Origin of the sequence: Micromonospora sp. NPDC006431 (assembly GCF_042870725.1) — a bacterium.
Lineage (GTDB): Bacteria > Actinomycetota > Actinomycetes > Mycobacteriales > Micromonosporaceae > Micromonospora.
Genome location: NZ_JBIAHQ010000017.1, coordinates 1 through 14,408, shown reverse-complemented (window position 1 = coordinate 14,408; position 14,408 = coordinate 1). Strand labels below are relative to the sequence as shown.

General features: G+C 68.5%; 13 protein-coding genes and 1 pseudogene. 9 read left to right on the top strand and 5 right to left on the bottom strand.

Features of this window, described 5'->3' with window-relative positions; all coding sequences use genetic code 11:
- Positions 1 to 24: 24 nt before the first annotated feature.
- The 5 genes from ACFYM6_RS25255 to ACFYM6_RS25235 form a co-directional block, all read right to left on the bottom strand.
- Complete coding sequence (locus ACFYM6_RS25255; protein WP_387279297.1) at positions 25 to 981, bottom strand: DUF1177 domain-containing protein; 957 nt, start codon at positions 979 to 981, stop codon at positions 25 to 27.
- Positions 978 to 2,303 carry a M20 family metallopeptidase gene (locus ACFYM6_RS25250; protein WP_387279295.1) on the bottom strand — a complete coding sequence of 442 codons (1,326 nt, stop codon included), beginning with the start codon at positions 2,301 to 2,303 and terminating at the stop codon, positions 978 to 980. Before ACFYM6_RS25250 ends, ACFYM6_RS25255 begins: the two co-directional genes overlap by 4 nt.
- 122 nt (positions 2,304 to 2,425) lie before the next feature.
- Entirely contained in the window at positions 2,426 to 4,003 is a 1,578-nt protein-coding gene (locus ACFYM6_RS25245) for an ABC transporter substrate-binding protein (protein WP_387279293.1), read from the bottom strand.
- 83 nt (positions 4,004 to 4,086) lie between these two features.
- Positions 4,087 to 4,995 (bottom strand): ABC transporter permease, encoded by a 909-nt coding sequence (locus ACFYM6_RS25240; RefSeq protein ID WP_387279291.1) that lies wholly within the window; start codon positions 4,993 to 4,995, stop codon positions 4,087 to 4,089.
- On the bottom strand, positions 4,988 to 5,995 hold the full coding sequence (locus tag ACFYM6_RS25235; RefSeq protein WP_357436442.1) for an ABC transporter permease: 1,008 nt from the start codon (positions 5,993 to 5,995) through the stop codon (positions 4,988 to 4,990). The genes ACFYM6_RS25240 and ACFYM6_RS25235 overlap by 8 nt, the downstream gene beginning before the upstream one ends.
- 163 nt (positions 5,996 to 6,158) lie before the next feature.
- Between ACFYM6_RS25235 and ACFYM6_RS25230 the strand changes: the two genes are divergently transcribed.
- The 9 genes and pseudogenes from ACFYM6_RS25230 to ACFYM6_RS25190 form a co-directional block, all read left to right on the top strand.
- Entirely contained in the window at positions 6,159 to 6,983 is an 825-nt protein-coding gene (locus tag ACFYM6_RS25230; RefSeq protein WP_387279289.1) for an IclR family transcriptional regulator, read from the top strand.
- A 44-nt stretch (positions 6,984 to 7,027) separates the two neighbouring features.
- Positions 7,028 to 7,768 carry a dipeptidase PepE gene (pepE, locus tag ACFYM6_RS25225; RefSeq protein ID WP_387279288.1) on the top strand — a complete coding sequence of 247 codons (741 nt, stop codon included), beginning with the start codon at positions 7,028 to 7,030 and terminating at the stop codon, positions 7,766 to 7,768.
- 211 nt (positions 7,769 to 7,979) lie between these two features.
- Positions 7,980 to 8,846 carry a MerR family transcriptional regulator gene (locus ACFYM6_RS25220; protein ID WP_387279286.1) on the top strand — a complete coding sequence of 289 codons (867 nt, stop codon included), beginning with the start codon at positions 7,980 to 7,982 and terminating at the stop codon, positions 8,844 to 8,846.
- Positions 8,833 to 9,822, top strand: coding sequence for a BtrH N-terminal domain-containing protein (locus ACFYM6_RS25215; protein ID WP_387279284.1), 990 nt, complete (start codon positions 8,833 to 8,835; stop codon positions 9,820 to 9,822). The genes ACFYM6_RS25220 and ACFYM6_RS25215 overlap by 14 nt, the downstream gene beginning before the upstream one ends.
- A gap of 108 nt (positions 9,823 to 9,930) precedes the next feature.
- A complete protein-coding gene (locus ACFYM6_RS25210; RefSeq protein ID WP_387279282.1) occupies positions 9,931 to 10,521 on the top strand; it encodes a DinB family protein in 591 nt (196 codons plus the stop codon).
- A gap of 200 nt (positions 10,522 to 10,721) precedes the next feature.
- Complete coding sequence (locus tag ACFYM6_RS25205; protein ID WP_387279280.1) at positions 10,722 to 11,600, top strand: alpha/beta fold hydrolase; 879 nt, start codon at positions 10,722 to 10,724, stop codon at positions 11,598 to 11,600.
- A 157-nt stretch (positions 11,601 to 11,757) separates the two neighbouring features.
- On the top strand, positions 11,758 to 12,708 hold the full coding sequence (locus tag ACFYM6_RS25200; RefSeq protein WP_387279278.1) for a hypothetical protein: 951 nt from the start codon (positions 11,758 to 11,760) through the stop codon (positions 12,706 to 12,708).
- 244 nt (positions 12,709 to 12,952) lie between these two features.
- On the top strand, positions 12,953 to 13,561 hold the full coding sequence (locus ACFYM6_RS25195) for a class I SAM-dependent methyltransferase (RefSeq protein WP_387279276.1): 609 nt from the start codon (positions 12,953 to 12,955) through the stop codon (positions 13,559 to 13,561).
- 497 nt (positions 13,562 to 14,058) lie between these two features.
- Positions 14,059 to 14,346, top strand: a pseudogene (locus ACFYM6_RS25190) (transposase); the annotation flags it as partial.
- Positions 14,347 to 14,408: the final 62 nt, after the last annotated feature.

The window sequence follows — 14,408 nt, the reverse complement described above, 5'->3', positions numbered from 1 at the left end:
CTGGGCTCGGTCTCGCTCGCCCGCTCAGGCGTGCGCGGGGACCTGCCCACTCGTCTGCAGGTGGGTGGCCGGGCCGTAGAGGCTCTCGAGGAGCGCTGCCTGGGCCTCGTCGTGGAAGGACACGGCACCCGCGGTGAAGCCCTTGGCGACCTCGACGGCGAAGCGCGCGGCCAGGGCGATGTCGACCTCGTGACTCGCGCCGGTCGCGCAGCCGGCCACGGGCGTCACCGTCGTGATGGCGACACCGACGACGGGCGCGGCCGTCGCGACGGCCGGCTGGAGGATCGAGTTGAGGTGGTAGAGGCCGTTGCCGTACGGCGTGATGTCCTGCGTCGACAGCGGGAAGACGACGGCGGGCTCACCCGACACGGTCTCGAGGACGCCGATGAGGTCGGCGCTCGCGGGGAGGATGTAGCCGGCGCGGACCGTCGGGGAGATGGCGATGCCACGGTGGTTGATGAGGCGGTTGCCCTTCGTGGTGTCGATGGACAGGACGGCGTCCATCTCCGAGGTGACCTCGTGCTCGTTCATGGCGGTGATGTCGACGGGCGAGTCCATGAAGGGCACGGGATCGTGTGGACGGGTCGGCGCGTCGGGGCAGATGTGCGTCGAGATGACGACGTCGCCGGGCAGGACATCGCCGCGGGCGTGCATCGCGAGGAGCTTGGCGGCCGCGGCGATGGCGGCGGTCGCCCCGTCGCCGTCGGACACGTAGCCGATCAGCTCCGGCCGGGCGCCGATGCCGCCGAGGCGCCCGACGACACCGAGCGTCGGTGCGTCGCCGCCGGCGGTCTTGCCGCGGCTGCCCGGGACGGTGACGCAGATGAAGTCGGTCGAACCGAGCTCACCCGCCACCGTCTCGACGGTGATCGAGCAGGCACTGTCGCCGAGGGTACCCAGGTGCTCGGCGACGAGATCACCGGATGCGTCGGGGCGGTCGAGGAGGTCGAGGGCCGTAAGGACGTGGGACAGCACGATCATTCGCTTTCGACAGCGGTCTCGGCGACGCCGAGGTACCGGAGGGTGGTCAGGGCGTAGGTCTTCGCGGCGAGGACGACGTCGGCGACTGGTGCCTTCTCGTCGAAGCCGTGGATGGTGGCCAGCTCGGCCGGCCCGTACTGGAGAACGGGGATGCCGTGGCTGCGGAAGGTGCGGGCGTCGGAGGACGCCCACTGGAGCACGCCCTCGGTGGTGGGGTCCCCCGTCAATTCGCGCAGGGCCGCGACGAGCTCGGTGACGATGGGGTCGCTCGGCAGCGTCCAGTTCGGCTCGCTGCAGAAGCCGATCGGCTCGATCGTCGCCTCGACGCCCGCCTCGGCGAGCAGCTCGTCGACCCGGCCGAGGACTTCGGCGCGCGTCAACCCGATCGGCACGCGGGTGTCGACCTCGACGACGCACCGGTCCGCGACGACGTTGGAGGACGTGCCGCCGCGAATCGTGCCGATGTTGACGGTGACGTGCTCGAAGACGGCACCGATGCCGGGAGCGTAGCCCTCGCGCTCCTCGGCGAACGTCTTCGAGCTCTCGATGAGGTCGCGCACGTCCTCGGGCGCGGACGGCTTCATGTCCCAGAGCTGCTGCAGGGCGACGACGGCCCGGGCCGCGAGGAGGTTCGCGCTGACGCCGTGCAGCGGCTGGAGGCTGCCGTGCCCCGGCTTGCCGTCGATCGTCATGCGAAACCAGTTGCTGCCCTTCTGGCCGATCGTCGGGTGCGTCCGCTCGGCGGGCTCGGCGATGATCGCGCCGGTCGCGCCGTCGAGGACCCCCTGGTCGAGGAGCCAGTCCGCCCCGCGTGAGCCGCCCTGCTCCTCGTCGGGGACCGCGGCGAGCGACAGCCTCCCGGCCAGCGGGACACCGAGGCGGTGGAGGACGACGAGCGTGTGGATGACGCCGGCGAGACCGGCCTTCATGTCGCTCGCTCCGCGACCGCGCAGGTAACCGTCGACGACGTCACCTGCGAAGGGCGGGAAAGTCCAGCGGCTGAGGTCACCGACGGGAACGACGTCGGTGTGGCCGGCGAGCACGAGGTGGCGCGCCGTCGTGGGGTCGCCGCCCACCGCGGCGTTGCTCGCGGCACGGTGGACGACGATGCTGAGGCGACCATCGCCCGCGTCGTGGACCTCGGGGTCGAGGCCCTCGGCGCGCAGATGGTCGGCGATGAAGGTGCCGACTTCCGTGCAGTCCCCCGGGGGGTTCTCGCTCGGGATCCGGATGAGGTCTCCGGCGAGCGTCAGCAGTTCGTCCCGGGTGCGCTCGATCTCGTCGAGGACGCGGGTCTCCCAGTCGGAGGATTGCGTGGCCACGTCAGGCTCCAAGTGTCGTTTCGTGTGCGGGGCGTCGGATTCGTGATGGTGCGCGGGGAGGCGGCCGCTGGCCGCGCGTCGGGATGGCAGCGGGCCCAGCGGCGCGCCTCCCCTGCTCGGCGTCAGCCCTTGTTGCTCAACTGGAAGAAGCGGATGATCCCGTCGGGGTACGACGTGTACCCCTGCACGCCCGCGCGCTCCGCGACGACGATGTTGTACTCGTACAGGTACGCCCACGGCGCCTGAGTGTTGATGATCTCCTGCGCCTTGCCGTACAGATCGTTGCGGACGTTCTGGTCCGGCTCGGTCGAGGCCTGCTTCCAGAGCTTGTCGACCTCAGGGTTGTTGAAGTTGACGTAGTTGCTCGTGCCGTCGCTGGTCAGCAGGAGGCCGAGGTGGTAGCCCGGGTCGTTGACGAACGAGGTCCAGCGGCTGATGTAGCTCTGCACCTTCTTCGTCGCGAGCGCCTCGAGGAACTGCGGACGCGCCATCTTGTGGATGTTCATCGTCACGCCGATCTTCGCCAGCTCGGCCTGGATGAGCACGGCGTCGTCCGACCAGTCGTCGAAGCCGCTGCCGAGGGTGAAGTCGAAGCTGAAGCCGTTGGGGTAGCCGGCCTCCGCGAGGAGCGCCTTGGCCTTGTCGAGGTTGTGCGAGTAGCCGTAGCCGGCGTCGGAGAAGCCCGGGGTCGAGCTGGCCACGGACGAGCGCATCGACGACGCCTGGCCCTTCATGACGTCGCTGATGAGCTTGTCGTACGGGATCGCGTACGACACGGCCTGGCGGACCTTCGGGCTGTCGAACGGCTTGATGGCGTTGTTCATCCCGAAGAAGAGGATCTTGTTGCTGGCGCGGGAGTCGATGGCGACGCCGGACTGCTTCGACAGGGTGTCGACGTCCTTCGCCGGCACCTCGAGCGCGAGGTCGACCTCGCCCTTGGTGAGGAGCTGGACGCGGTTGCTCGCCTCGCCGATGAACTTCGTGTTGACCTTGCGCAGGGCCGGCTTCTCGCCCCAGTACGTGTCATTGCGCTCGAGCACGGCCTCGGTCGCCGGGTCCCACTTCGTCACCCGGTAAGGGCCGGAGCCCGCGGTGTGGGTGTCGAGCCAGGCGGCGCCACCCTCGGCGTTGACCTTGTCGATGTTGATGATCGAGAACGAGTACATCGGCAGGATCTGGAGGAAGAGGTGGTTCGGCGCGGTGAGGTCGATCTTCACGGTGCGCGCATCGGTCGCCGTCACCGTGCCGATGCCGGCCATGCCGTAGAGGAAGCTCGCCGACTTGGACTTCTTGATGAAGTCGAACGACTTGACGACGTCGTCGGAGTCGAGGGCCGAGCCGTCCTCGAACTTCACGCCCTGGCGCAGCGTGAAGGTGTAGCTCTTCGAGTCGTCGCCCACCTTCCACGACTCCGCGAGCATCGGCACGATCTTGTCCGTCTTGGCGGTCGGCTTGCCGTTCGTCGTCGTGCGGTCGTACGTGACGAGCTGGTCGTAGGCCGCCACGACGAACGTGTCGGAGGTGACGTCGTTGGCCTCGGCCGGGTTGAGGGTCTTGCCGCCCTCGGAGTAGGCGGCGACGAGGGTGTCCTTGCCAGCCGCACCGGCACGCGAGGAGCCGCCCTGGTTGGCGTTGGCTCCACAGCCGGCTGCGGCGAACATGACGGCAACCGCGGCGGCCAGGGTGGCGCTGCGCTTCACGCTGTTCTCCTTCATGTACGGGTGGGGGAAGATGCGATGGAAGGGAGTGGATGGGCTGGCGCCCGTCGCAGATACGAACCGGGTCATCGGCTCGTCCGCAGGCGCGGGTCGAGGACGTCGCGTAGGCCGTCGCCGACGAGGTTGAAGCCGAGAATCGAGGTGGCGATGGCGATGCCGGGGAAGACGGTCATCCACCACTCGCCGCTGATGATGTAGCCACGGCCGTCCGAGATCATGACGCCCCACTCCGCCGTCGGCGGCTGCGCGCCGAGGCCGATGAAGCTGAGCGAGGCGGCCGTGAGGATCGCGTAGCCCATGCCGAGAGTCGCCCGGACGAGGATCGGGGCAACGGTGTTCGGGACGATGTGACGGATGAGGATCGTCCGGTCACGCAGGCCGATGGCGCGCCCCGCCTCGACGAAGTCACGCTCCCGGAGCGAGCGGGTCTGGCTGTAGACGATGCGGGCGAACTCGGGGATGCCGACGACGCCCACGGCGATCATCGCGCTGGCCAGGCCCGGGCCGAGGGCGGCGGCGATCGCCATGGCCAGCACGAGCGACGGGAAGGCGAGCAGCACATCCATCACCCGCATGAGCACCGCACCCACCACGCCGCCGAGGAAGCCGGAGATGGCGCCGATCGGGACACCGATGAGCAGCGAGATCCCGACGGCGATGAGCCCGGTCCAGAGAGAGATCCGCCCGCCGGCGAGCACCCGGGCGAGGATGTCGCGGCCGAAGTTGTCCGTGCCGAACAGGTGCGCGGCGGAGGGCGGCTCGAGGAGGCCTCCAGCTCCGGTCGCGGTGGGCGAGTACGGCAGCAGGCCGGCCACGAGAGCGCCGATGGTCCAGATCGCGATGAAGACGAGGCCGACCATCGCCAGGCGGTTGCGGACCAGCAGGCGCCAGGCCGTCGTGGGCCTCGACCCCGCCCGGTCGGACGACGCGGCCCGGACGCCGCTCGCAGAGGCGGAGACGGTGGTGTCAGGCATTCTCGATCCTCGGGTCCAGTCGGGCGTTGAACAGATCGACGCAGAGGTTGACCGTCAGGTAGATGGCCGCGGCGAGCAGCGTGAAGGCCTGGACCGGCGCATAGTCGGTGGCGAGCACGGACTGGACGACATAGAAGCCGACGCCCGGCCAGCTGAAGACGGTCTCGGTGATGACCGCGCCGCCGAGGAGTTGGCCGAACTGGAGCCCGACGACGGTCACGACGACAGGGGCGGCGTTCTTCAGCGCGTGCTTGAGGATGACCTTGGCCGGCGGCAGGCCTTTGGAGCGAGCGGTGCGCACGTAGTCCTGGTTGATCACCTCGAGCATCTCGGACCGGGTCATCCGGGCGATGATCGCCGTGCTCCCGGTGGCGAGGCACAGGGCCGGCCAGATTATGTGGGCCAGCGACGACTTCAGCGCGACCAGGTCGCCGGTCAGGAGCGAGTCGAGGACATAGAGGCCCGTGATCGACGTCGGTGGGTTCACGTCCTGGGCGATGCGGCCCAGCGGGGCCGGCTCCCACCCGAGCTTGTTGTAGAAGACGAAGATCACGATGAGGGCGAGCCAGAAGAGCGGCATCGACGCCCCGATCAGCGAGAAGATGCGGCTGGCGTGGTCGATCGGCCGGTCGCGGCGCGTCGCGCTGATGACACCGATGGGGACCCCCAGGAGCAGCGAGATGAGGATCGCCACGATGGCGAGTTCGACCGTCGCCGGCAGCCGGGAGGCGAAGTCCGCGAGGACGGGCTGGCCGGTGTGCCACGCGAATCCGAAGTCTCCGGCGAAGAGGCCGCGCACGTAGGAGATGAACTGAGCGACCAGCGGCTGGTCGAGGCCCATCTCGGCACGGATCTTGTCGACGGTCGCCGGGTCAGCCTGCTCCCCGGCGAGAGTCCGGGCCGGGTCGCCGGGCAGGACGCGGGTGAGCAGGAAGATGCAGAGCACGACGCCGAAGAGTGCCGGGATCATCGCGAGGACTCGTCGCACCACGTGGTTCACAGCCACCTCCAATCTGCGCTTCGTTGGGTCTGACCTGGTCTCGGCGCCCAGGATTCGCTCGCCCGTCATCCCTGAGCAATACTTTCTCTGTATTTGAGAGGGCGTCCCTGATTGGGTCCGGGTGCGGTAGGTTCTCACCCGTCCCGCCCATCCCGGAGGACCCATGTCAGACACGGGCGCTCGCCCCCGCTCGCCGCTCCAGACCGTGGACCGCGCCCTGGAGGTCCTGCTGTCGTTCACCGAGCGGCGCCGCGACTGGGGCGTCATGGAGCTTGCCGAGGCCTTCGCCATCGACAAGTCGACCGCGCAGCGCATCCTCGCCGCACTCGCCGCCCGCGGCTTCCTCAGCGCCGATCCGGTCTCCCGGCGCTACAGCCTCGGCCCAACGATGTGGCGAATGGCCGCCCTGTGGGAGCGCACGGGGGGCCTGGCCGCCCTGGCACACCGGGTGCTGGAGCCGCTCGCCTTCCAGACCGATCGCACGGCCCTCTTCGCCGTCCCGGACGGGCTCCACGTCCGGTGCGTCGCGGCCGTCGACGGCGGCGGACCGCTGCGCAGCCATCCGCTCGTCGGCGAGCTGTACCCGGCCAACGCGGGAGCCACCTCCCGCGGCTACTTCGCCTTCCTTGACGGCAACGAGCGGCGTGCCCTCATCTCGGGGCGGGTCTTCGCGACATTCACCGAGCTGACAAGGGTCGACGAGCATGAGCTCGAACGACTCTTCGTCGAGGCCGTCGCGCAGGGGTACGCCTACTCCGAGGGCGAATACGACTACGCCACCCGGGCGCTCGCCGTTCCCATCATGCTCAGAGGGCGGCCCGTCGGCTCGCTCAGTCTCGGCGAGAGCAAGTATCCGGCGCGTTCCGACGACATCCGAGACCACCTGCCTGCCCTGCAGGCCGCGGCGGAGCAACTGTCCGCCCTGCTCGACAACCGGGCGAACTCGGCCGCCGTAGCCCGGCAGACCGAGCCGACCCGAGCCCACTGAGCGCCGCGCCATTGAGCCAGACCGACCACCGCGAGGAGACACCCATGCCCCAGGGCCACCAGAACCTCCTGCTCCTGTCCAACTCGACGGCCCCCGGGCGGACGTACCTCGAGCACGCACGCGAGGCGATCCTCGAGACACTCGACGGCCTGCGCTCCATCGTGTTCGTCCCGTTCGCGCTGGCGGACCACGACGCCTACACCAAGACGGTCCGTGGTGCCATGGAGCCGCTGGGCATCACCGTCCGCGGAGCACACGAGGGCACGCCGCACGACCTGGTCGCCGGTGCCGAGGCCGTCTTCGTCGGCGGCGGCAACACCTTCCGCCTCGTCAAGGCGATCCACGAGCTCGGCCTGATCGACGTCGTACGCGCCCGGGTCGCCGAGGGGATGCCCTACCTCGGCTCGAGTGCCGGCACCAACGTCGCGACGCCGAGCCTGCGCACGACAAACGACATGCCCATCGTCCAGCCGCCGTCGTTCCAGACCTTCGGCCTCGTGCCCTTCCAGATCAACCCCCACTACCTCGACCCGGATCCGGCCTCGACGCACCAGGGCGAGACCCGGGAGGAGCGGCTCACCCAGTTCCTCGAGGAGAACGACGTCCCGGCGCTCGCCATGCGCGAGGGCACCTGGCTGCGGGTGAGCGACGGTGCCATGCGGCTCGATGGCGTAGCCGCGGGCGCGCGAGTCTTCTGCCGAGGATCCGCGCCGGTCGAGGTTCCGAGCGGCGCCGATGTGACCTGGCTCGTCGAGAGGGTGGGTTCGTTCGACATCCACCGTTGAGGTCAATCAGTCGACGAGTCAGCCATGTCCTCGATCATGACAGACGGACCTGCGTCTCGGATCACGCGGCCGGAGCAATGGTCCGCAAGCGGGTGGGACCCTGCGGACGGCAGCACCTGTTCCACGATGATTTCCTCCAGGTGCGGCGCGGCAGGACCGCGCCGGGGTTGACCCTCTCCCAGGGAGAGAGCCGAGGCTGTTGGAGGCGCTGGTGACGGGGCTGATGCCGATCGGAGTGTTCGCGCGAGCGACCCGGTTGTCCGTTCGAGCGCTGCGCAACTACGACCGGCTGGGTCTGCTCGTCCCGGCGTGGGTCGATCCGGGTACCGGCTACCGCCGGTACAGCGTCGACCAGTTCCCCCGGGCGGGGCTGATCCGACGGCTACGAGAGCTGGAGGTGCCGTTGCCCGAGATCGCCGAGATCCTGGTGGCCGACACCCCGGAGCAGGCACGCGCCGTTATCGAGCGGCACCGGGAACGCGTGGCCGCGCGGGCGGCCCGGCTGGATGAAATCGCCGGGCAGTTGGGGGCCGTGCTGGCCGAGCCGGGGCGCGTGCCGGGCTGGCTGCACGGGTACGAACGGTGGCGCCCCGCCCAGCCCACCGCCCGCGTGCTGGTGCGTACCCCGCTGAGCGGGCTGGCCGAGGCGCTCGCGCCCGGGTTCGCGCGGCTGTTCGCCGGCCTCGCCGCGCAGGGGATCGCCCCGGCGGGTCCGGCCGGGATCCGCTACCTCAGCGACGACCTCGACGCGGCGGAGTTGGAGGTGGAGGTGTTCGTGCCGGTGGGGCGACCACCCCGGCCGACCGCGACGATCGCGGCCGGGGAACTGGCGGGCTGCCTGCTCGCCGCGACCGTCCACGAGGGTGGCTACGACGACCTTGAGACCGCCTACCGGTCCCTGGGGCGCTGGATCGCCGAGCAGGACCGGGTGCTGGCGGGCCCGGCAGAGGAGCGCTATCTCGTCCCGCCCGCGCCCGGCGTACCCGCGGCCGCGCTCCGCACGGAGATCGCCTGGCCGGTCCGACCCCCGTCCGGCCCGCCCGACCAGCAGATCAGGACACCGAATGATCATCGATAATGTGGCGTTCCCCGCCGGTCAGCACTGCGAGACCACCACGCTCGGCGCCCTGCTGCGCCACGAGGGCCTCGACCTGTCCGAGCCCATGCTGTTCGGCCTCGGCGAGGGTCTGGGCTTCGTCTACTGGGACGCCAAGAACATGGACTTTCCATTCCTCGGCGGCCGCACCAAGCCGACCGCGATCACCCGGACCCTGGCCGATCGGCTGGGCCTGACGCTGCACATCCAGGAGACCGCCTCGCCTCGAAAGGCCTGGCAGAACGTCGCCGCCGCCCTCACCGCCGGACGCCCGGTCGGCCTGCAACTGGACTGCTACCACCTGGACTACTTCACCACGAAAGTCCACTTCGGGGGCCACTTCGCCGCGATGTACGGCTACGACGACACCCACGCCTACCTCATCGACACCGCCCAGCAGGGCGGCACCGTGACGACCACGCTGACGAGCCTGGAACGGGCCCGCGACGAACGCGGACCGATGACCGCCCGCAACCTCTCCTACACCATCGCCAACCCCACCGGCCAGCACGATCTGGGCGACGCCATCCGGGCGGCCATCCGCAACAACGCACACGCCTTCCTCAACCCACCCATCGCCAACCTCGGTCACCGCGGCATCGCCAAGGCAGCCCGACAGGTGGCGCGGTGGCTCGACCGCTCAAGCGACCCGTCCCGCGACCTCCCGCTGGCCGCGGCGCTGATGGAACGCGGCGGGACCGGCGGCGCCCTGTTTCGCAACATGTATCGCGACTTCCTCGCCGAATGCGCCACGATCGTCGACGACGACAACCTCCGCCTCGGTCACCAGCTGTACGCCGAGATCGCCCCGTTATGGACCGAGGTCTCTCACTACATCACGGCCGCCGGAGAAACCGCCGACCCAGACCACCTGACCCGCGCCTCGGCAATCCTCACCGAACTCGCCGACAGGGAACACCACGCCATGCAGATCCTGACCGCGATTGGCACCGACTGATACGGCTCGGTCTGCGGCTAGATCAGGATGCCGACCGCTCCAGCCGGGCGCTGATCTTGCAGACGGCACCTCGCACGATGGCTCGGCGCATAAGGAAGACTGGCGGGCATGGCTGACTTGGACGATGCGAAGGCTGCGCTACGCCACTACCTCCAGGCGGCCCGCGAAGACCTGATCTGGAAGCTCGACGGGCTGAGCGAACGCGAAGCCAGACTGCCCCGCACCACGACCGGCAACAACCTGCTGGGAGTCCTCAAGCACTGCCTCAATGTCGAAGCCGGCTACTTCGGGCCTACCTTCGGGCGCGAATTCCCGACGCCTGAGGAACTGGTCCCCATGCAGGCGTTCGAGGAGGACCCGCAGGCAGACTGGTACGCGCGGGAGGAGGAGACGAAGGACGGGCTGATCGACCTGTATCGCCGTGTCGGGGTGTTCGCGGACCAGACGATCGAACAGCTACCGCTCGACGCGCCGGGGCGGGTGCCGTGGTGGCGGCCAGGTAGACAGGCCGTGACGCTGCAAAGGATCATCGTCCACGTGACCTGCGACCTCGCTCGTCACGCCGGTCACGCCGACATCATGCGCGAGCAGCACGACACGGCGATCGGCCTGCGGCGGGAGAACACCAACATCCCTCACGGCTATGACTGGCCGGCGTACGTCACCAAGCTGACGAAGCTGGCTGACCGCTTCGGATAGCCGCCCGGTCCCGGCGGTGCAGTCGGTGAGTTCAGCATCCCCTCTTCCGCACGCCCGGGCGTTGGCTTGATCCGTTGGGGGTGACAGTGGGTAGCGGTCGGCAAGCGAACACCGAATCCCTGCCATGCCCAGTTCGGTCAGCTTGAGGGTGGTTGCGCGGGGACCCTCGCTAACCGACGTAGGAAGAGGAGGAGGACGCAATGCAGGCGATCCAGAAGGTCCGCCATCGACAGGCCGACGTCAACGGTCTGGAGATGTTTTTCCGCGAGGCCGGGCGCCCCGGCCGATCGACCGTACTGCTGCTGCACGGGTTCCCGAGTTCGTCGCACACATTCCGGGAGGTCATGCCCACACTGGCCGAGGTCGCGTACGTGGTGGCGCCTGATCTTCCCGGCTTCGGCATGTCCTCGTCGCCAACCGTCGACAAGTACGACTACACCTTCGAGAACCTCTCACGGGCGATCGAGAACCTACTCGACCAGCTTGGGGTCGAGCGCTTCTTCGTCTACCTGCACGACTTCGGCGCACCGGTGGGATACCACCTGGCCACCCGCGCCCCGAGTCGCATCCGCGGCCTTATCGTCCAGAGTGGCAACGCGCACGAGGACGGCCTCGGCGAGCAGTGGGACAGCGCCAAGGCGTACTGGGCCGACCCGACCGACGCCAAGCGCGCCGAGCTGCCGGACTGGTTGAACTTCGCTGGCACCCGTGACCAGTACCTCGCCGGGCTGCCCGAGTACCTGCGCACGCTGCACCCTCCCGAGTCGTGGCACCTCGACTGGGAGCGCATGAGCCGGCCCGGCAACATCGACGCGCAGTTCGCGCTCTTCAGCGACTACGCCAGCCACGTCGCCCGCTTCGATGAGATCGCCGAGTACCACCGGGCTCACCAGCCGCCGGCGCTCGTGCTGTGGGGACGGCGCGACGCGTACTTCGACGTTGACGAGGTCCTCGCCTACCACCGCGCCCTCGAGCGCATGGACGCGCACATCTACGACGGCGGGCACTTCTTGTTGGAGACGCACGCGGCCGAATGCGCCAAGCTCATGCGGGCGTTCGTGCTCGACAACGCTAACTGAAGCCAGCCTCGCCGGCAGCACCAGCCCAGGTCGGAGAGATCGACCGCGTACGCCGGCCAGCGGTAGCTCCCCTGCCAAGATCGAACGCACCGTCATTGGCCGGGATGGTGGGCAAGAGGGGGCCCGTCACCGTTGGTGACGAGCGGTTCGCGGCTGGATGAGTGCGGCGAGCGTGCGGCAGGTCGAGGCCGCAGGGGGCCACCTAGACTCCTTCGCGCCGGATCCGGCGAGACTGCACCCACGCCCGACCAACAGGAGAACCGCCGTGCCGCCCCGTAGAACCCGCGTCCTTTACGTCACCGATCTGGCATACGAGGCGCGCGGGCGCCGCTACTGCGACGAGGACATCTTCTTGTCCACCCAACTGCGGGAGCACTTCGACATCGCCCTGTGCCATCCGATCGATGCAGTTGAGTTGATGGATTCCTTTGATGTGGTCGTGGTTCGCAACAGCGGCCCCGTCCTGTACTACCAGGATCATCACGACGAGTTCCGCGCTCGTGCGCGGCAGACGGGTGTGCGAGTCTTTACCGAGTTGACCGGCAAGGCCGACATGGCCGGCAAGCAGTACCTGCTGGATCTGTACGGAGCCGGCTACCCCGTCATCCCGACCGTTGACCGGTTGCAGGACATCGAACGCCTGCCACCGGCCACCCAGTACGCGGCCAAGCCAAAGTTCGGCGCTGACTCCGTTGGTCTGCAGTTCGTTCAGCGCGAGCAACTGCAGGACCTGACCTACGACAACCTGCTGGTCCAGCCACGTGTCGATTTCGAGTACGAAGTCTCCTTCTACTTCGTCGACCGCACCTTCCAGTACGCGTTGTACGCGCCTCATGCCGACCAGCGGTGGCTGCTCGAGCCCTACGAACCAACCGATGCCGATTTGGCGTTCGCTCAGCGGTTCATCGACTGGAACGACATCAGCCACGGCATTCAGCGCGTCGACGCCTGTCGCACACGAACCGGCGAACTCCTACTCGTCGAACTTGAGGACCTGAACCCCTACCTTTCTCTGGACCGGGTTGCTGCTCCAACCAGAGATGCCTTTGTCCAGGACATGACGGCATCCATCGCGGCCCTGGCCACGAAGAGCCCAACACCTCGCTGACCGCCCAGCGAACCCGAGGAAGCACGATTCGGCCCCAGCCAACCCGTCCGCACATCGGCAGTTCGACCGGCGGCCGACCGGCGACCTGGCCCCGGTCGCTGAGTGGATGGCCGGCCCCCGCGGCACCCGCCCACGAGCGGGCCGACGCCAACGGCAAGCATGTAGAGGCGCTGGGCCGAGCGAGGAACAACCCAGCGCTGGCCCGGCCCTGCTCTGCCAATCCGAGAGCTCATATAGTCACGGGGTGAAGATGGAGCAGGTCCGGCAGGCATATGCGTCCGTCGCAGAGCTCTACATCGAGCTCTTCGGTACAAGCCAGCAGGTACACGCCGACGACCTCGCCTTTGTCGGGCGACACCTGGCGGGCCGACCTGGCACGGTGCTCGATCTGGGCTGCGGGCCCGGCCATATCACCGATTACCTCCGCTCGTTGGGTGTCGACGCAATGGGAATCGACATGGTCCCCGAGTTCATCGCCCATGCGCGGGCAGCCCACCCGAACGGTAGGTACCAGCTCGGGTCGATGGAAAATCTCGCCGTCGCCAACCACTCCATCGCCGGCATCCTGGCCTGGGGCTCGTTGATCCATCTGCCGCCGGAAGATCTCGACGGCGTGCTCGCTGAGTTCCGGCGAGTAATGGCCCCGGCCGGGACGTTAGTGCTTGGTCTCTTCGTAGGTGACGAGGTCGCCGCCTTCGACCACAAGGTCGTGACCGCCTATCGCTGGCCCGTTGACGAGTTCTGCGAACGACTGGCGCGAGCCGGCTTCACGGAAGTTGAGCGTCTGCAGCGGCCCAGCGAAGGCGCTCATCGGCCACATGCCGCCATCGCGGCAATCGCGACCGTAGGGTGAGCTGGGTCGTGTAGACCTCCGGCTATGAACCACGCTCGGCCGCTGGCGGCTGTCCTCGTCCGGGCCGGATGTCTGTCACCGTTGCTGTCGAAGGCCTCCTCTCGCCGCGGCCCTGGAGCGGTAGTCACCGGAATGTCGCACGGTCAGCCTGTTCCGGGCAGTTCTCGTAACATGAGCGCCGTGCACGGGTTTGTGAAGCGTCGCGGCATACCAGAGCCAGGCTCGATTCCCGAGGTCCTGGACATGTTCCGTGCCGAGGTGCGCTTCTATCGCGAGATCGCGCCGGTCGTGGGCGTCCGAGTGCCTACCTGCCTTCACTCCGAGATCACCCCGGAAGGCACGGCACTGGTCCTCGAAGACCTCTCCTCATGGCAACCAGGAGCCGACCCCATCGCACACGCCCAACTGCTGTCGCACATGCATCAGCATTGGGCCGGGCAGGCTCTGTCCCGCACCGGGTTTGATGGAGACATCGAAACCTGGGAGGAACACCAGCGATGCCCGCACCGAAGAAGTACAACGATGAGCTGCGTGAGCGTGCGACCCGGTTGGCGGTCGAGGCCCGCCGGGATCCGGCCAGCGCGGTCGGAGCGATCCGTCGGATCGCCGGTCAGCTCGGGGTTCACCCGGAGGCGTTGCGCACGTGGGTGAAGAAGGCCGAGACCGACGCCGGTGACCGTCCGGGCACCACCAGCAGCGACGCCGAACGCCTCGCCGCGTTGGAACGGGAGAATCGTGAGCTGCGGCGGGCCAACCAGATCCTGAAGTCCGCGGCGAGTTTCTTCGCGGCGGAGCTGTGCGCCATGTAGCGCTGATTGATCGAGGAGGGGTGAGAGACCTTTCCCGC